Genomic DNA, 18,753 nt, shown 5'->3' on the forward strand with positions numbered 1-18,753 from the left:
AGAATTACTGAATCAGCGGCAAAGAAATAACAAAACGGGTGCCTTCGTTAACCCTGCTGCTAACGGAAATGTAGCCGCCATGATTCTTGATGATCTTTTCGCTGACGGATAACCCCAGCCCTGTCCCATTCTCCTTCGTCGTGAAAAAAGGATTAAACAACCTGTCCAAGGTGCAAATATCCATGCCTTTACCGTTGTCGGAAATAAAAATACGAACCTCGGCGCCTTCTCTTCGCGCTCCGACTTCGATTTTGCCAACCGAATCATCGACCTTTTCGGTAATCGCTTCCATTGCATTTCTAATCATATTAAGGACGACCTGCTTCATCTGTTTGATGTCGCCGGATATAATCATGTCCCCCTGAAGCGGATGGAGATTGATCTCACAGCCCTTCATCAAGGCTTCGCTTTCTGTCAGCAGGACCACCTCTTTGAGCAGCGCAGCCACCGGAATCATCGCGACCTGCGGTACCGAAGGCTTGGAGGAGGTCAGAAACTCATGAATAATATCATTTGCCCGATCAATCTCGGCGAGAATAATCTTTGCATACTCCTCTTTGCCCAGCAGGTGAAGATGGGGATGGAGCAATTGAATAAATCCCCGAATCGCGGTGAGCGGATTGCGGATTTCATGGGCGATTGAAGCAGATAATTTGCCCAGCATAGCCAGGCTGTCATTCTGGTAGGCCGTTTGCTCAATCAGCTTGTAGTCAGAAATTTCTTTGAAGGTGAACAAGGCGCCGCCCTTCATTTGCTCCCCGCTGCACAGAGACACCCTCCAATAACGCCCGTATTCATCTACAAACTCATAGCCCGGCTTTCCCAGCTTTATCATTTCATGGTATCCGCGGAGCAATAGCTTCTTCTTAAAACGGCTTAACTGAATATTGGATAACAAATGAACCATAGTGCAGCCCAGGACAGAATGAAGGTTCAGTTCAAGTATGCTGTACATCTGCTTGTTCATGAATGTAAGAATACCATCTTCATCAAAAAGCATAATCCCACTGTCAATGTGTTCCAGTACATCCTCGTATGTAGTGTTCATCGGTCCAGATTGAAACGTTCTTGCCGGCAAAAGCAAGCTTTCCTGATATTGGCTTATCACGATACGAAGTTCCCCCTTTACTGCAATTGACGAAGACGCTAAGCGACATCAAATTACTATGTATTTGAGTATATGACGAAGTCGCCAGAACATTCGGAAATCGTATTATTTTATCCAACCGTTTCAACTATATTCCAATCATATCCAAGAGAAGAAGACAACGCAACAAGAGAAACTGTCGAATCACAAAAATATCCATAAAATGATTCTAAAGACACATATTTTATCGAGGCAAAGCGACTCCTCATCGCAGGAAACACTTCCGAAAACAACCTTAATTCGAAAAAAAGAGCCCCCGCGGCTGCGAAGACTCCTATGATGTAACACTTAAGACAGCTCCACCGATTAGCCCGGCGAATCTCAAGCTTTTTGCTGCAGGCGATGACGCCGTTGACTCATTACAGCCAGACGTTTCTTCAGCTCACGTTCCCATTTAGTATCCTCGATCTGTTTGGCGACAGCCAGCAGGTCCAGCGCCATATCAATCTGGCTGCGCACAATGCTCAGCGGATCTTCGCTCTCCACATTGATGACATTCTCGAATATCGCTTCCTCTTCTTCCATCACGTAGTCCTGAAAGTCAACATCCGTAACGCCGTCGCCATGCGCATATTCCGCCAAAATTTCATATTCGTTTTCGACCTTATAATGCACCTCTACCCGGTGGCAGACCGGACAAAAAAGCAGGGGAACATTATGGACTTGCGTGCGATAATGCTTTAGGGTTCCCTTCGTTCCAACCATACTCGCTCCACAGCAAAAGCTCATTTTTGTTCACCCTCCTTGGTAATTTACATTGTCTTCATATTATTATTGTATTACAAAATGGCAGTGGAGATTCCTCTCCCCGAAGCTATATGCCCACCCTCAAACGGAATTTCCGCACCTATGGAAGGTTTGGAGCAAAAAACCCCCTTGCCGGGAATGACTCCCGCAAGGAGGTTCTCTTAGTATATCAAGGATCGCGGCTTATGATTCGCCGGACTTACAGGTTCTTGTCACCCGGTTTCCAGTTCATAGCGCACAGTCCGCCTGATTGCAGGGCTTGCAGTACACGAAGCGTTTCTTCTACGCTGCGGCCTACATCATTGTGGTTAACCACTTGATATTTCAGTTCACCGTCAGGATCAATGATGAACAATCCGCGAAGTGCCACGCCTTCTTCTTCAATCAGGACACCGTAATCACTGGCTACCTTCTTCGTAATATCAGACGCCAGCGGGAAGTTGATCGCTCCCAGACCATTCGACTCCTTAGGTGTAGTAATCCATGCCTTGTGGCTGTGGACCGAGTCGATGCTCACGCCGAGAATTTCAGTATCGAGTGCTGCGAATTCAGATGCTGCTTCGCTAAGTGCTGTAATTTCCGTAGGACATACGAATGTAAAGTCAAGCGGATAAAAGAAGAATACAAGCCATTTGCCGCGATAGTCGGACAAGCTCACCTTACCAAAATCTTTGCCGTCGCCCGTTACGGTTTCCATTGTGAAATCCGGGGCTGGTTTACCTACCAAACGTTCTGCCATTGCTTAAATCCTCCTTTGAATTATGTAAGAAAAACAATTGTCAGGATACAACTTCCGGCAATATGCTTTTCTTGATCGGATGAGTTGGTTGCTGTCTTGCTTATGACCAAATGGTATCATCGTACAAAAATAAAGTCAATATTACACTCATTACTTTTTTATAATTATTATAAATAAGCAACTTTTTGTGAAGTTTTTTGTTTTTCTGCTTCAAAGGAGGATGCTTGTAATTTAGGCTTTGCGGATCGCCGCTACAATGAGATCGCCCATCTCCGATGTGCTGATGGCCTTGCTCTTGTCTACCGCGATGTCGCTAGTACGGTGTCCGGCATCCAGCACCTCAGCTACAGCGGCCTCAATGGCAGCGGCAGCAGCCTCATAGCCGAAGGTCAAACGGAACATCAGGGCTAGCGACAGAATCGTAGCGATCGGGTTGGCCAGGCCTTGTCCGGCAATGTCAGGCGCAGAGCCGTGCACTGGCTCATACAAGCCGTAGCTGCCTTCTCCCAGCGATGCTGAAGCCAGCATGCCGATTGATCCGGTCAGCATCGCCGCTTCATCACTCAGAATGTCGCCGAACATGTTCTCGGTGACGATGACATCAAAGCTCGAAGGGCGGCGCAGCAATTGCATTGCACAGTTGTCGACGAGCACATGCTCCAGCTCAACCTGAGGATATTCAGGGGCAATCCGATTCACAACCTCACGCCAGAGACGGGAGGTCTCCAGAACATTTGCTTTATCGACACTTGCCAGCTTGTTGCGGCGTTTGCCGGCAATTTCAAAGGCTTGGCGCACAATGCGCTCAACTTCCGCTACATTATATACGCAAGTATCCACTGCTTCTTCACCGAACTCACCCTGGCGGCGCAGCTTATCTCCGAAATAAATGCCGCCGGTCAATTCGCGCACAACCATAAGGTCTGTGCCTTCCAGCACTTCCGGCTTCAGCGTGGATGCATCCTTCAGACAGTCAAAAACAACGGCTGGACGCAGATTGGAGAAGAGTCCCAGCGCCTTGCGGATACCGAGCAGCCCGGTTTCCGGGCGCAGCTCCTTGGGATTGTTATCCCATTTTGGTCCGCCAACCGCCCCAAGCAGTACAGCATCTGCACTGCGGCAGATGTCCAGTGTATCCTCCGGCAGCGGTGTTCCCCGTTCATCAATGGCGATTCCGCCAAACAGCGCCTCCTCCGTTTCAAAGGCGTAGCCGAACAGCTCTTCCGTTTTTTTCAATACTTTCAGCGTTTCTGCCACAACTTCAGGTCCGATACCGTCCCCGGCAATTACGGCGATTTTTTTAACCTCGCTCATTCCTGTCACTCCTCTGATGTTCTGCGGATCGCAGACATAGTTCTTCTGTATATTGTTGTATCATAACCGCGGCCAAAGGACAAAGATATAGATTCTATTGAAGTGATAGCTTTTAACTATAAGCTGATAACGATTGAATCAGAAGGTGGAATGTTCCGAATAGAAAAAGAGCCGTCAAGGAGATTATTCCCCTTGCAGCTCTTCTGATGCTGGAACAGCCTCAGTACGAATTAGCCTCAGTAACCTGTGTGCTCTTGTTCATAGCTGCCGAAGTCTCCTCTTCCCCAGCCGGGGCTGCGTTTTTGATAAAGAATGCAAGCAGCAAGCCCACTATCCCAATACCAACAATCACAAGATACGCATCATTAATTCCCTGAATTGTTGCATGCATGATCAGGCTCTCCTTAGAAGAGTTCGCGGCTGCACCGGAGGCAAGCAGATCCTGCATATGACTTTTCGTACTGGATGTCATGACAGTGACTAGCAAAGACGTGCCAATGGCACCGGCTACTTGCTTAATGGTGTTGGAAATGGCTGTTCCATGCGCGTTCAGGCTGGCAGGAAGCTGATTGAGGCCTGTGGTTGTGATCGGCATCAGAAACAGGGCCATTCCAAGACGGCGTCCCGTAGACATCAAAAGCAAATACGTATAGCTCGTTGAATCCGAGAGGTTGACGAACCCTAATGTCGTTAAGATCGTAATCGCCATACCGATGATAGACAGCCATTTTGCGCCAAAACGGTCGAAAAGCTTGCCAGCCACTGGCATCATTAAGCCCATCAGCAGCGCACCGGGCAGCATAAGCACCCCGGATTCTAAAGCCGTGTATCCTCTGACATTCTGCAAATACAGTGGAAGCAGCATCATATCTGCATACATCACCATCGTAACCGCAATATTAATAATGGTCGTCAAAGTGAACATGTTATATTTGAATGCTCTAAGGTCGAGAAGCGGGCTTTTGGAGCGCAACTGCTGCAGCGTGAATACGATCAGGGCGACAACGCCAACCGCAAGTGACACTATCACTTCCGCGCTTGACCAGCCCTTGCTCCCGGCTCTGCTAAAGCCATATAGCAAAGTGCCGAATCCGATGGTTGAGAGAATGACTCCCATAATGTCCAGTTTGGGAAAGATTCGCTCAGTAACATTTTTCAGATAGAAATGGGCAATAGCGATAACTAAAACGACAACCGGAATCATTCCTTCGAACATTGTGCGCCAGCTATAATGCTCCATGACATAACCTGCGACTGTAGGACCGATAGCCGGAGCAAAAATAATCGCCAAACCGACGATCCCCATTGCGACACCCCGTTTTTCCCGGGGGAAGATGGTCAGGATCACATTCATCAGCAGCGGCATAATAACCCCCGCACCTACCGCTTGAATCATCCGTCCTGCCAGCAGAAGCTCAAAGGAGTTAGCGAATGCTGAAAGAACCGTACCTCCAAGGAAAATAAACATCGAAGCCTGAAACAGCTCGCGGGTGGTAAAGCGCTGCATAAGATACGCGGTGATCGGAATAAGCACTCCGTTAACCAGCATGTAGCCTGTAGTCAGCCATTGAGCCGTAGACGCCTGAATGGAGAATTCCCCCATCAATACCGGGAGGGCAACGCTCATGATGGTCTGATTCAGAACGGCGAGGAATGCCCCTAGTATCAAGACAAACAATAAAGGCCCTTTCTTAATAGAACTGCTGTCAAAACCTGCTGCTGCACTCATTTTACTCAATCCTTTCACATTTTACATTCCATTTAATAAACAGAGTGTTGTATAGTTAACTAATGTAAAGGATTATAAGTTCTTCACTTCGACAGTGCAATCAACAGTATTTTGCTAAATGTTTATTAGTTTACAGGAATCAAAAATTCGTGGTCTATCAGGAACTTAAACGACACTTTGGTACGAATTTGTAGTGTACATTTTATTTTGGAAGGATTAGGTTCCCATGTCAAAACCTTTGCCAAGAACAGATCCGCGCGTATTGCGTACCCGTAAATTAATCCAGGATGCTTTTGTCGAGCTGCTTCAGGAAACGGATATAGAAAAAATCACGGTCAACCGTATCGCAGAACGCGCTACCATCAATCGTGTCACCTTCTATCTTCATTACAAGGACATCCCGGACATGCTTGAAAAGATGGCGGATGAGATGATCAGCGACTTCACTGCCCTTCTGGAGAAAGCTCCCGATCCTACCCTCTCCAAAGAAAGGCATTGGGCCGTATTAGTTCAAATACTCGAAAGAATTGCGGAGCGTTCGAACCTCTATAAAGCTCTGCTCGGTTCGAGACGGCTGCCGGTCTTTACTGAACGCCTCGTTCTTCTGATCATTGATTTTATCAAGAAAGAAGTTCTGAGCCATAGCTCCTCGTCCGGCCAATCGCATGCCGATGTTCCGGCGGATGTCCTTGCCTGGTATAGTTCTTCCGCCTTCATTGGTACGATTGTTTTCTGGCTTCGCAACGATATGCCCTATACACCATCCTATCTCGTCAATCAATTGTCGTTGTTGGCTCCATTTGCCTCAAGTTCGTCAAGCTCGTAGAATGAAATCGCCTCCGCTGATTTGCTCTTGTTTCTTCAGTTGTTTACAATTAGTATGCAATAGTTAATTTAAGGAAAGGCCATTACAATTAGAGGAGTGATTGCGAGGTGCAATACGCTAAGCTTGGCAAATCCGGTATGAAGGTCAGCCGTCTCTGTCTGGGAACGATGAATTTCGGGCCGATTACGGACGAGAAGGAAGCCTTCCGCATTATGGACGCTGCGCTGGAGGCTGGAATCAATTTTTTTGATACCGCTAACGTCTATGGCTGGGGAGAAAACTCCGGGCTTACGGAGACGATTATCGGCCGCTGGTTCAAGCAAGGCGGCGGACGGCGGGAAAAGGTTGTGCTGGCCACCAAGGTCTACGGCGCCATGAGCGATAAGCTTGACGGCCCCAATGATGAGCGCGGCCTCTCCTCCTATATCATCCGCCGCCATCTGGAAGGCTCGCTGCAGCGCCTGCAGACCGACCATATCGAGCTGTATCAAATGCACCATGTAGACCGCAGCGTCTCCTGGGACGAGCTGTGGGGCGCCTTTGAGCTTGCCGTCAGCCAAGGCAAGATCGGCTATGTCGGCTCCAGCAACTTCGCCGGCTGGGATATCGCCGTTGCACAGCAGGAGGCCAAAGCCCGCGGATTCCTTGGACTCGTATCGGAGCAGCATAAATACAGCCTGACCTGCCGTCTGCCAGAGCTGGAGGTGCTGCCTGCTTCCCAGAATCTTGGGCTGGGGGTTATTCCCTGGAGCCCGCTCGACGGGGGACTGCTTGGCCGCAACGCGCTCAAGAAAATCGAAGGTAGCCGCAGCGGCGGCAATGCTGAGCGCGTAGAGAAGTATAAGAGCCAGCTTGAGGCTTTTGCTGAGCTCTGCCTTGAGCTTGGCGAGCCGCAGGATAACGTCGCCCTCGCCTGGCTGCTGGCGAACCCGGCCGTAACAGCGCCGATTATCGGACCGCGCACGCTGGAACAATTCGAAAGCGCGCTGCGCAGCCTTGAGGTGGTTCTGGACGAGTCCGTGCTAAAGCGGCTGGATGAAATCTTCCCCGGACCGGGCGGCGAAGCCCCAAAAGCCTACGCTTGGTAAGAACAGCTTAAAGCCCGGCGAAGCTGAGTGACAAGTCCACGCCTCTAGTGGGCAGCTATAGTCAAAAAAAAGAGCTGCTCCCCCGGCAGAATATCTGCTGGGTGGACAGCTCTTTTGTAAAATATAATAATTTATATGTTTCACGCTATAAATTATCCTTCTATTTCTCGCTGAAACGGATACCGTCCTTTTAAGGACGGCGTAGCCGTTTCCACTTGCTGGATTATTGTGCTGTGTCCACTGTTACTGATCCGTTGCTGCTGGACAATGTAACATCATGTGTTCCACTGCCAAGGACAACCGTTCCGCGACTGCTGTCGTCTCCACTTTTGTCCCAGTTGACATTGCCCTTCAGTGAGCCGTTGCTGGTATCGGCAGTGATCTTGGCATCCGTTGCTGCCGGAACGCCTACAACAATCCTGCCATTGCTGGAGGAACAATCCCAATCGCCTGTAATCGGCGAGTTAATTGTGATTCTGCCGTTGCTGCTCTTGGCTGTAACCGGACCGTCGATATTGGTCAAATTAAGGGCACCGTTAGAGCTGACTAGCTTCACTTCACCCTGTAAATTCTGTACAGTCAGCGCGCCGTTGCTGGTATGCGCATCTACACCGCCGGCAACATCATGAATGTCCAGCTTCCCGTTGCTGGTATCAACTTCAATACCGGACTGCAGCTTTCCTGCTTCTATGGAACCGTCGCTCGTTTGGACCTCAACCTCCAGATTCCGGGGAAGGCTGACATTCAGATAAGGGTCCTTGAAGTTGAATCCAATATGGATACCGGCAAGCCAGCCCATGTCTCCTTCCAGCTCTATGATCAGCGTGTCTCCTTGAGGCGTCACTTTCCATTTCTGCGCAAGCGCGTCTGTGGCTTCGCTTTCCGAGCTTCCCGGCAGCTCCAGCTTGCCTTCATACTCTAGCGAGCTGCCTTCCACACCTTCAACTTTAACCTTTCCGGCCGGCAGCTGAATCCTTACTTTCTTGATCTCCGCCTTCACATCCACTGTTCCATTAACCGGAACAAGCTGTGTCTTGCCGAAAATTCCGCTAAGCGAGCCGCCGGCCACAGCCGACTGGGCTCCACTGGCAATAACCAGTACAATAATCAGAACTATGGCCCAGCCGCTTACACGGGTTTTGGCATCCGATTTGATGAAGAGCCTCAGCAGCATTTCCACTCCAAAAAGAATAAGCAGCGCGGGCCAGATATAATTCAGCGCTTGGTAGGTAATTACATCAAACTGGGCCAGTACAATAATGACGCCCAGTGCGATGCAGCCCAGAGCTGCGGTAAAGCTGCCGATTTTCCATCTCCCCATGGATAATTCCCCATTTCTCTATACTTTTGAATTTTTCTTCAGCATTCTCAGCCCGTAGCCAATCAAGGCCAGTGCCAGCAGAATGGAGCCGATATTCATTTCGGTAAGCAGCTCCCAGAGCCCCGGGAAGGTGGTAACAATAAGCAGCAGAATTCCCGCACCTACACAGCCGAAACCAACCCAGACTGGACTCACATCATCACTTGGATAAGGCGGAGTCGAGGGCATCCCCATGCTCCACGGCGCTCCGAAGCTGTCCGGATGGAACATCATCCGTTCGTGCTCTTCGGCGGATATTTTCATCCAGGCTGCTTTCTGCAGGGCATCGAATAATTGATAGAACCACAGCGCCGCCAGCACAAATGGAAATACCGTAGGCATGGAAGGGATCAATATAATACAGAGCGATGCTCCCAGCATATATTCAAGTCCCATTTTTTTGAACCCCAGATACATATGGCCGAGTCCTGGAATGACGGCCAGAAAAAAGGTAAGCCAGCGTCTTTTCTTAATCATATAATATCCTCCTATTTGAAAGTACTTTTACTTTTTCGCTCCGTTATGGTCCAGCCAGGCGCTGACTGAAGTAGACATATGCCCGTTAATCTCAGTAATTCCGTATGCCATATCTTTGAACACACCGAGCTGCAGCAGGATGAGAGTCAGACCAACCGCGACTCCATAGTGTACCCATGAGGTTCTCGGAGCTGTGCGGCGTCTAGCCGTCGTGGCTCTGACCGCACGTTCCCGGCGTCCCGTCTCGAGCTGCTCAATCTGAGCCATCACACCCGCAGTAATATCAGGATAGTCCTGTGCGTGCACAGACTTCTGATCCATCTCCATTTCATTCCAAAGTGCCGCCATTTCCCTGGCTTCCTCCAGCCACTGCGCGCAGTCCTGGCAAGACTCGATGTGCAGGCGGATTCTCAGCTCCACCTCGGGAGACAACAAACCGTCAATATAGTGCGGCATCCATTCTTTTACTGTTGCACAATTCATCGCCAATCCTCCCCGCTTTTGCGCATCATCTGTCTAGCCCGATACAGCTGTGATTCCACCGTTTTTACGGAAACACCTTTCTGGTCGGCAATTTCCTGATAAGAGTGACGCTGAAAATAATACATCTGCACGACCGACCGGTACGGCTCCGTGAGATTGTTTAGATTCTCGCCAAGCGCCTCGGATGCTTCCTTGCGAAGCAGCGCATGCTCAGGCGTTTGCGATGTCACCCAGTCGTTCTCGGTATAATCTGCCGTACTGCGGTGCCGCCATTCCCTGTCATTGGCCCGTTTCCAGTCCAGACAAGTCCGGTAAGCGATCCGGTACAGCCACGTGGAGAACGAAGATTGCCCTCTGAAGGAAGGGAGCGCCTTGTAGGCTTTGATAAAAACCTCCTGGGCCATATCCTTGGCTGACTCGGCTTCTCCTGTAATCTTAATGCATACCCGATACACCATGCCTTGATAACGCGTCACCAAATGCCCGAAGGCCTGATGCTCTCCGTTCAGCACAGCAGATATCCATTCTGTCTCTTCCAAGGTAGTTCTCCCCTCCTTCAGCTTCATAACGTTAGACGCCGGACAGATGACATCCCCTGCACCGAATAAAATAAATTTTTGAGCCGGCCAAAAAGCCCTCTCCCCCTATATCCTACAGCAGGTTCCTCCACTATAGAAGGAAAAACAGAGGTTTTTGTCGAAATTAGCTAATATTACTACTTAAAGAAATGGTGAGATAATAATGATTCGAGCGATGCTTGTAGATGATGAACGGCTTGCTCTAATGAAATTGAAGCTGATGCTGGAAGAATTGACAACAGTAGAAGTAATCGCCACTTATACCGATCCGGCCGAAGCTGTCAGTGCAGCGGCAAGCCTGGCCCCTGATGTTATTTTTCTGGACATTGATATGCCTGAAATGAATGGGGTGCAGGCGGCGGAGATCATGCAAAGCCAATACCCCCGGGCAAGCATTGTATTCGTTACCGCCTATAATAGCTATGCGGTGGAGGCCTTCGAGCTATACGCTCTTGATTATGTTCTGAAGCCGGCGCGGCGGGACCGCCTGCTCAAGACCATCCAGCGGGTGGAGGAACGATTGAGCCAGGAGCAGAGTCTTATCATGAAACCCGCAAATGAGATTATGATCCGCAGCTTTCAATCCCTGCGTTTTGAGCGGGGCGGCCAGCCGCTGCCGGCTATCCGCTGGCGCACCTCCAAGGCTCAGGAGTTATTCGCCTATTTGTTTCATAACCGCAACCGTTTTGTCAGCAAGGACAGCTTGATCGAGCTGCTCTGGCCGAATGCCAACCTCAAAAAGGCCTCAACTCACCTATATACAACTGTGTATCAGGTGCGTCAGTGTCTGAAGCAAGCAGAGATTGAGCTGCAGATCAGCAATGTCAGCGGCGGCGAGGGATATACCCTTGAGACGGGAGACTTGCTCATTGACAGCTTCGAATGGGAGAAAGGCATCCTTGCCCAGAATGCAATAAACCCCATGAACTATGAGGAGCATCAACGTTTGTTTGATTTCTACTCCGGAGACTATTTGAGCGATTACGATTATCTGTGGGCGGAGAGTGAACGCCAGCGCCTGCGGACCATTTGGCTCCATCATGCGATGGGGATCGCCGAATTCTATGTGGACAGCGGAAAAATTGCAGAAGCGGTAACCGTGTACCAGCGGATCGTGAAGCTCCAGCCTTATTTTGAGCAGGGCTACTTGGGGCTTATGAAGGTATATGACAGCATTGGAGAGCGCTCGGCGGTCGAAGACCAGTATAATATTCTCACGGAACTTCTAAACCATGAGCTCAGTATCGAGTTGCCGGCGAATATTAGAACCTGGTATGAGAATTGGAAAGAACATAACATGAAGAGCCTATAAGATATTCTTAAACAAAAAAATAAATGCCAAAGACACCCGAACTGCACGGAATGTCTTTGGCATTTTTTAATATTACTGGTCTGCTGCTTCTAGTCTTGCTTGAGGCTACTCCGGTTTCTTGGGTGACTTAAATCTTCTCGCCAGAATAGCTCCTAGAATAATAAGTCCACCGCCTGTTAAGTACAGCGGGAGAGGACTCTCTTCTCCGGTCTGTGGAAGCTTGCCAGGCAAACCATCGTCCGTAGTATCGGTTACCGTACCTTTTGGCACTTCATCGACATCTACTTCAATGACCACCTCTTCCTCATTGCCATCTTCATCGGTCACGATAATTGTAAATTTGTCTTTTCCCGTGTACCCCGGGTCCGGAGTATACTTCCATTTGCCATCAGGAGTAATAGTTACCTTACCATGGGCTGGATCATTACCGATGCTTGGAACGCCGCCTAGCGGGATCTCACCTTCGATCGGGATATCCTGAAGCGTAGTAGCAGATGTAGCCTGCGGAGCGGCCGGCGTGCTGGTTGCCTTTGGCGTCTGTACCGGCGTAGCAGTTGGTGATGCAGACGGCGATGCACTTGGTGTTATAGTTGCCGTTGGCGTCGCTGTTGCCGATGGTGCAGGCGTAACAATGACTCCTGGTATCGTCGAAGTCACTGGTGTCGGTGTTGAATAATCCGGCACCGGCACCGGAGTCGGCGTTGGTGTTGGTGTCGCTGTTGGTGCTGCTGTAGGTATCGCTGTTGGTGTTGCTGTTGGTGTTGCCGTTGGTGTTGCTGTTGGTGTTGCTGTTGGTGTAGGTGTAGGTATCGCTGTTGGTGTTGCTGTTGGTATCGCTGTTGGTGTCACTGTTGGTGTTGCTGTAGGTATCGCTGTTGGTGTGGCTGTTGGTGTTAATGTCGCTGTTGGTGTGGCTGTTGGTGTCGTTGTTGGTGATACTGTCGGTGATGCTGTCGGCGTTGCCGTTGCAATCTTTTGGTTAGGAACAGTTAAGGTTGTTGCTGCTGTTGAACCAAACGTCACAGGTATTTTGGCAGAATTAACAATATACCCGGCAGGGGCAGCGATTTCCTGTAATACATAGCTTCCCGGCCACAGGTTTTTAAAGACTGCCTTTCCTGCCGCATCCGTTGTTAGTGTGCTGAAGAGCACTTCGGTTGAACCGGATTTCCGGTAAAGCGCAAAGGTGGCTCCGCTCAGCAGTGAATGATCTGCCGCATCCTCTTTTACAACATTCAGAGTTTTTCTGGTGCCTTCTCCCACCCCGTCCGCTGTAGAGAGGGCAACGATGATATCCTTGGTGCTTTGCTTGGTAATCGTACTAGAGTTCTCTCCGCTCAATTTCACGCTGTTGGACACCTTATCGTTATTATTGGCCACAATCAGCGACTCGTACTCGAGAATGTAGGCTTTCTCAATAGGTGCCTTGAAGGAGAGCACAAATTGCTGTTTGCCCGTATCCTCATCAGTGCTGATTACAAGATCGTAGTCCGTTCCCTTGCTCAGGGGCGTTGTTACTTTGGTGATGTCGCCAGCCGCATTGACCGTGGTCGGGTACAGCTTGAACGAATCAGCCACCAGAATTTGATTGTCGCTTGGATCATCGGTCAGAACAGCTTTTTCTACATACGACAAGCTATAGTTGATGTTAACGGACCACTTGATCTTAGTATTGCTTTGTGTTCCGCTTTTCGAGACGAATTCATTCGCCTTCGGTATAGTCAGCGAAGCGGTCAAATCCTGAGATTCCTTGTCGCCTTCGCTGTACAGGTTCGCGGTATTGTAAATTGTCGGACTATCGACCAGCTCCCCTTGCAGGCTTGTTTTGAAAATAACATAGTAGGCCTTATTGATTGCATTTTTGAACTGCACCTCGAGCAACTTGCTGCTATCGGTATAAGCTACTGTATAATCTGTACCGAGTGTAAGCTTGGTCGAGCCTTTGGTGGAATTCCCGTCTTTGCCGACAGTCAGATCATAGACCTCTACCGAACCGGGAACGTACTTCTGCTGGTCAGTGAGAGTATCTGTTACTTTTGCGCTGGCAAGCGGGTTACGGTTGTAATTGATCCCGATCGTCCAGGTAATTTCCTTGCTCACCGCATTGTACACACCGTTCTTGAATCCGTTAGCCTTTTCCGAAGGGTTCGGATTAAAGGTAGCCGTATCGGTCTTCGTATTCACAGTGCTCGAGCCGGGATCTTTCCATTCAATTGCAGCTTTATTCTCAAATTGAGCTGCCGTAGTCAACCAATTGTAGTCAAGCCATTTGTTATCGAAGTAGGTCTCGTATGATATGGTATACGGTCCGGTGATCTGCGAGTCGAATTTCACGTCAAACCCGGTGGACTCATTCTGATTCTCAATCGTGAAGCCCGAAGTAATCGTGCTTGCACCCTTCTTAACAACAATAGTGCCTGGAACAATCTTTAGTCCCTTATGGGTAAAGACATCCTTAACGACTACCTCATCCATCGGATAGCTGTCGCCATTGATGGACACGGACCACTTTACAGTTTTCAAGGCATAGTTGTAGTCGGCAACACTTTTATTGATAATCACCTGACTGATGTCGCGTGTTGCTGAAGTACTTACCGTGCCTGATGTAACCGAGTTGCTGATCGTCTCATCGTTCAGTACGCGATTGATGGCTTTCGTCTGGTATTTAATTTTATAGGCGCTGTTGATATCGCTGTTGAACTTCAGTTCAAAACCGTTCTTGCCGCTAACCGGAACTGAAGGTGCACTCACCGTATAATTGTTCACCTCAGTGGGATCTGCAACGCCTGCAGAGTTACTCACGAAGCTCACCGGGAACACCTGCATAGAACCTGCTACCAGCTCTTGAGTGTTGTTGAAATAATCCTTGAGCACGGCGTCAGCCTGAGCAACGGTTGCCTCGTTATAGTTATAATTGATCTCCCAATACGTAACCTGTGTTGCGGATTTGTAGTCGCTGGAGATTTTCTTCAAAGGCGAGCCGTTGCTGACGTTAACTGTTGCCGACGCCGTCGCTGCCGCCAGCCCGGTACCGCTGAAGGATGCATTATTGGTGAAGCTCGTCTTGGTGGCATCGGTGATATCCGTAGTAAATTGAACCCGGTAAGCTCCCGTGATAGGGGAATCATTAAAAGCAACGTTCAGCTTCCCTCCCGGAGTTGTAGCCACATAACGGGAAGAAGCGATTTCCGCCCCCTGGGTGACTGAGCCGTCCAGCTTCACATTAAGCTCATATACTTTTACATCCAGCGGACTCACTAATGCAAGACCTGCCGGAAGCGTATCGGTTACGCTCGCTCCATAGACATTTGACAGAACCTTATTCACGTCCACGGACCAAGTGATTTTTTTGGCGTTTAGGTTGTTTGCATTAGAGCCGACAGCTACGCCACTTTTGCTAATTGTAGAGGGGACATCAGGAATAAATTGAAGCGTTACCGTCTGGTTGCCTCCGTCAATCGGGAATACAATCTTCTGCACGGTCGTTTCCGTGAAGCTGGCTTTATCGAATTTCGTGCTGATGGTAAAAGACCCATGCACTCCAAAAAATTTGTCAGTGTCATTGTCATCGCCAAAGGTCATTACAACCTTGTTGGGACTGCCCTTCAGCACATCGAAATGGCCCAGCGTAATGCCGTCCGACTTAAGCGGGGTACCCATGATGTCACTGGCAAGCACAAAGTTATTGGGCAGATTAAAACTATATGTAGCCCCGCCGTGATAAGTATCATCCGGAAGCGCCCAATCATAGCTCAGCTTAACCTCGGCTCCCTGCTTGTAGACCACATCCGTTACGGGAACACCATTATCGTATACGGACATGGTTACACTGGTAATGATATTATCAGTGATCTGTGTCGATGCTGCACTAACTTCTGTGTTGAAGCCAAACCCATAAGCACCTTGTACGATTAGTATAAGTAAACTAAGTATGACTGCTAATCTTCTTTTCAACATCGTTTTACAACAAGCCTCCCTTTCTTTAGTTCAAATATTTGTGCCAGCAACTGTAACTGTAATCTCCCCACATGAACAATTTCTGAACAGATATGAAAAACGTCACAAAAAAAAGCTGCCCAAACCGTAGATTTGCTCTACAGTCTGGACAGCCTCTATTAATTTTTTCTTATTTTAAAAAAAGAAGGGCTTTACAGGCTCGCGTGATCGCGTTGTGTATAGGTTTTACGCTTCTCCAGCAGCTTGTTCAGCGCATCCAGATAGGCTCTTGCGCTTGCCTCCAGAATATCCGTGCTCAGGCCGCGGCCCTGTGCGGCAACTCCGCCCTGAGACAGTACGACATGAACCTCGCCCTGCGCGTCTTTGCCCCGGCTTACCGCTTTGATCGAATAATCTCCCAGCGTAACTTCCTCACCGGTCGCCTGATCAATGGCATTGTAGATCGCATCCACCGAGCCATTGCCTTCGGCAACTGCAACAATCGGCTGCGGCTCCGGCCCGTTAATAATTACCTTGGCCGTTGGTGTAGCTTCATTGCCATACGTCACATAAATCGTCTGCAGACTGAAAATTTCCGGCGTATCAATCAGACGCGCTTCCAGCAGCGCCAGTATATCCTCATCGGAGACTTCCTTCTTCTTATCCGCCAGATCCTTGAATTTCGCAAAGGCAACGTTTAATTCTTCCTCGGTAAGTTCATAACCCAGATCACTGAGCTTGTCACGGAACGCATGGCGACCGGAATGCTTACCAAGCACCAGCTTGCTCTCCTTAAGTCCAATCGTTTCCGGTGTCATGATCTCGTAGGTGGTCTTCTCCTTCAGCATGCCATCCTGGTGAATCCCGGACTCATGGGCAAAAGCATTTGCTCCAACAATCGCCTTGTTGCCAGGGACGACCATCCCGGTCAGCTTGCTGACCAGGCGGCTGGTTCTGGAGATTTCAGACAATACCAGCGAGGTCTTCGCACCAAAAAATTCGCTGCGCGTCTCCAGCGCCATCGCTACCTCTTCAATAGCGGTATTGCCGGCACGTTCGCCGATGCCGTTGATCGTACCTTCAATCTGATCCGCACCATTCTGAATTGCAGCAAGGGTATTAGCGGTAGCCATACCGAGGTCATTATGACAGTGGGCGCTAAGCTGTACCTTCTCGATGTCTGGCACGGTGTCCTTGAGGAACTTGAAGATCGCTCCATATTCCGAAGGGTTCAGGTATCCCACAGTATCCGGAATATTGACTACACTTGCACCTTCACGGATCGCCATCGCCACCATTTCGGCCATGAAATCACGTTCAGTACGGCCAGCATCCTCAAGTGAGAATTCCAGCTTAGAGAAATATTTCTTGGCATAGCGGATCGCTGCCTGCGCGGTTTCCAGCACCTCTGCCTTTTCCATCCGCAGCTTATGCTGCCGGTGAATCGGTGAGGTCGCCAGGAACAGATGAATACAAGGGTCCTGTGCCCCCTTCAGCGCTTCGCGCACCGCGTCGATATCACTCTCTCTTGAACGGGAAAGACCGATCAGCGTGACGTTCTTCACGGCTCTCGCCACTGCATTCACCGCAGCCAAATCCCCCGGCGAAGCCGCGGGAAACCCTGCTTCCATACGGTCAATTCCCAGCTTCTCCAGCTGGTATGCGATTTCTACCTTCTCACGTGTGTTCAGATTCACACCCGGCGACTGCTCTCCGTCACGCAGCGTCGTGTCGAACACATATATTTTCCGCAAGCTGAGCACCTCCTGAAAAGATTGTCCCTAAACCCCAAATGCGGCCCGCAAAATAAGGGCCGCATCTGAGAATTACACTATAATACATTCATTATCTCAAGGATATGAGACTATTTTTTGATCCAGTGCATCATTTCGCGCAGCTGGCTGCCCACTACTTCAACCGGATGAGCGGCTTCATTGCGGCGTGTAGCAGTCAGGAAGGCACGGCCCGATTGGTTCTCAAGGATAAAGTCACGTGCGAATTTACCTTGTTGAATATCGCTGAGAACTGCTTTCATTGCTTTTTTGGTTTCATCAGTAATGATACGCGGTCCAGTTACATAATCGCCGTATTCCGCAGTGTTACTGATGGAATCACGCATTGTTGCAAGTCCTCCTTCATAGATCAGGTCAACGATCAGCTTCATTTCATGCAAGCACTCGAAGTAAGCCATCTCAGGAGCATAACCTGCTTCTGTAAGCGTCTCGAAGCCGGCTTTGATAAGCGCGGATACACCGCCGCAAAGCACTGCCTGCTCGCCAAACAAATCTGTTTCGGTTTCTTCACGGAACGAGGTTTCAATAACCCCTGCGCGGGTACAGCCAATACCTTTGGCATAAGCAAGACCGATAGCTTGAGCATTACCGGTTGCATCCTGTTCAATTGCGATCAGGCCGGGAACGCCGAAGCCTTCAACATAAGTACGGCGAACCATGTGGCCCGGGGATTTAGGGGCTACCAGCAGCACGTCCGCATCCTTAGGAGCAACGATTTGGCCAAAATGTACGTTGAAGCCGTGGGAGAACATCAGCGCCGCACCTTTTTTGAGGTTCGGTTCGATCTCATTTTTATATACGGATGCCTGTGTTTCGTCCGGCATCAGAATTTGCACTACATCTGCACGGGATACTGCTTCTGCTACCGGCAATACTTCAAAGCCGTCATTTTTAGCGGTTTCGAACGATTTGCCTTCACGAAGGCCGATGACAACTTGAAGACCGCTGTCACGCAGGTTCTGTGCCTGGGCATGCCCTTGGCTGCCGTACCCGATTACTGCAATTGTCTTCCCTTTTAATACACTGAGTTCTGCATCCTGTTCATAGTACGTTGTCACTGCCATTGTCAATATCCTCCTTTAATTTGGGACCCATCGTAAAGAGCGGGTGCTTCAAGAGAGCCGGCAAGCATGTAATGGAGTGATGGCTGCTCCTCAAGCCCCCGCTCTTTCGCGGGAATTACCATGCTATTATCTTATCAAATTAATGCAAACCAGCAGCAAT

General features: G+C 49.5%; 15 protein-coding genes. 3 read left to right on the forward strand and 12 right to left on the reverse strand.

Annotated features, from left to right (window positions below):
- Positions 1-4 precede the first annotated feature (4 nt).
- The 5 genes from ACX1DY_RS11850 to ACX1DY_RS11870 form a co-directional block, all read right to left on the reverse strand.
- Positions 5-1,108, reverse strand: coding sequence for a two-component system sensor histidine kinase NtrB (locus tag ACX1DY_RS11850; protein ID WP_458964400.1), 1,104 nt, complete (start codon positions 1,106-1,108; stop codon positions 5-7).
- Between the two features lie 360 nt (positions 1,109-1,468).
- A complete protein-coding gene (locus ACX1DY_RS11855; RefSeq protein ID WP_458964401.1) occupies positions 1,469-1,876 on the reverse strand; it encodes a hypothetical protein in 408 nt (135 codons plus the stop codon).
- A 217-nt stretch (positions 1,877-2,093) separates the two neighbouring features.
- Positions 2,094-2,633 carry a peroxiredoxin gene (locus tag ACX1DY_RS11860; protein WP_458964402.1) on the reverse strand — a complete coding sequence of 180 codons (540 nt, stop codon included), beginning with the start codon at positions 2,631-2,633 and terminating at the stop codon, positions 2,094-2,096.
- Positions 2,634-2,864: 231 nt separating this feature from the next.
- On the reverse strand, positions 2,865-3,947 hold the full coding sequence (leuB, locus tag ACX1DY_RS11865; protein WP_458964403.1) for a 3-isopropylmalate dehydrogenase: 1,083 nt from the start codon (positions 3,945-3,947) through the stop codon (positions 2,865-2,867).
- A 220-nt stretch (positions 3,948-4,167) separates the two neighbouring features.
- Positions 4,168-5,676 carry a DHA2 family efflux MFS transporter permease subunit gene (locus tag ACX1DY_RS11870; RefSeq protein WP_458964404.1) on the reverse strand — a complete coding sequence of 503 codons (1,509 nt, stop codon included), beginning with the start codon at positions 5,674-5,676 and terminating at the stop codon, positions 4,168-4,170.
- A 226-nt stretch (positions 5,677-5,902) separates the two neighbouring features.
- Here ACX1DY_RS11870 and ACX1DY_RS11875 point away from each other — a divergent pair, with 226 nt between their 5' ends.
- Together ACX1DY_RS11875 and ACX1DY_RS11880 are read left to right on the forward strand one after the other, a co-directional pair.
- Positions 5,903-6,502 carry a TetR/AcrR family transcriptional regulator gene (locus ACX1DY_RS11875; RefSeq protein WP_458964405.1) on the forward strand — a complete coding sequence of 200 codons (600 nt, stop codon included), beginning with the start codon at positions 5,903-5,905 and terminating at the stop codon, positions 6,500-6,502.
- 107 nt (positions 6,503-6,609) lie between these two features.
- Entirely contained in the window at positions 6,610-7,590 is a 981-nt protein-coding gene (locus ACX1DY_RS11880) for an aldo/keto reductase (protein ID WP_458964406.1), read from the forward strand.
- Between the two features lie 223 nt (positions 7,591-7,813).
- Here the strand turns inward: ACX1DY_RS11880 and ACX1DY_RS11885 are convergent, their stop codons facing one another.
- Genes ACX1DY_RS11885 through ACX1DY_RS11900 form a run of 4 tightly spaced genes read right to left on the reverse strand, consistent with a single transcriptional unit; the run spans position 7,814 to position 10,449 of the window.
- A complete protein-coding gene (locus ACX1DY_RS11885) occupies positions 7,814-8,911 on the reverse strand; it encodes a DUF4097 family beta strand repeat-containing protein (protein ID WP_458964407.1) in 1,098 nt (365 codons plus the stop codon).
- Positions 8,912-8,929: 18 nt separating this feature from the next.
- Entirely contained in the window at positions 8,930-9,427 is a 498-nt protein-coding gene (locus tag ACX1DY_RS11890) for a hypothetical protein (protein WP_458964408.1), read from the reverse strand.
- Positions 9,428-9,454: 27 nt separating this feature from the next.
- Positions 9,455-9,910 (reverse strand): anti-sigma factor family protein, encoded by a 456-nt coding sequence (locus tag ACX1DY_RS11895; protein WP_458964409.1) that lies wholly within the window; start codon positions 9,908-9,910, stop codon positions 9,455-9,457.
- Positions 9,907-10,449, reverse strand: coding sequence for an RNA polymerase sigma factor (locus ACX1DY_RS11900; RefSeq protein WP_458964410.1), 543 nt, complete (start codon positions 10,447-10,449; stop codon positions 9,907-9,909). Before ACX1DY_RS11900 ends, ACX1DY_RS11895 begins: the two co-directional genes overlap by 4 nt.
- A 202-nt stretch (positions 10,450-10,651) precedes the next feature.
- Between ACX1DY_RS11900 and ACX1DY_RS11905 the strand changes: the two genes are divergently transcribed.
- Positions 10,652-11,800 carry a response regulator gene (locus ACX1DY_RS11905; protein WP_458964411.1) on the forward strand — a complete coding sequence of 383 codons (1,149 nt, stop codon included), beginning with the start codon at positions 10,652-10,654 and terminating at the stop codon, positions 11,798-11,800.
- Positions 11,801-11,905: 105 nt separating this feature from the next.
- On the opposite strand, the gene ACX1DY_RS11910 is transcribed toward ACX1DY_RS11905, so the two are convergent.
- The 3 genes from ACX1DY_RS11910 to ilvC form a co-directional block, all read right to left on the reverse strand.
- A complete protein-coding gene (locus ACX1DY_RS11910) occupies positions 11,906-15,757 on the reverse strand; it encodes a collagen binding domain-containing protein (RefSeq protein WP_458964412.1) in 3,852 nt (1,283 codons plus the stop codon).
- Between the two features lie 191 nt (positions 15,758-15,948).
- Positions 15,949-17,490 (reverse strand): 2-isopropylmalate synthase, encoded by a 1,542-nt coding sequence (locus tag ACX1DY_RS11915; protein WP_458964413.1) that lies wholly within the window; start codon positions 17,488-17,490, stop codon positions 15,949-15,951.
- 110 nt (positions 17,491-17,600) lie between these two features.
- Positions 17,601-18,593, reverse strand: a complete 993-nt coding sequence (gene ilvC, locus ACX1DY_RS11920) for a ketol-acid reductoisomerase (protein WP_019912816.1) — start codon at positions 18,591-18,593, stop codon at positions 17,601-17,603.
- Positions 18,594-18,753: the final 160 nt, after the last annotated feature.

The sequence above is a fragment of the Paenibacillus sp. BAC0078 genome (assembly GCF_054483875.1).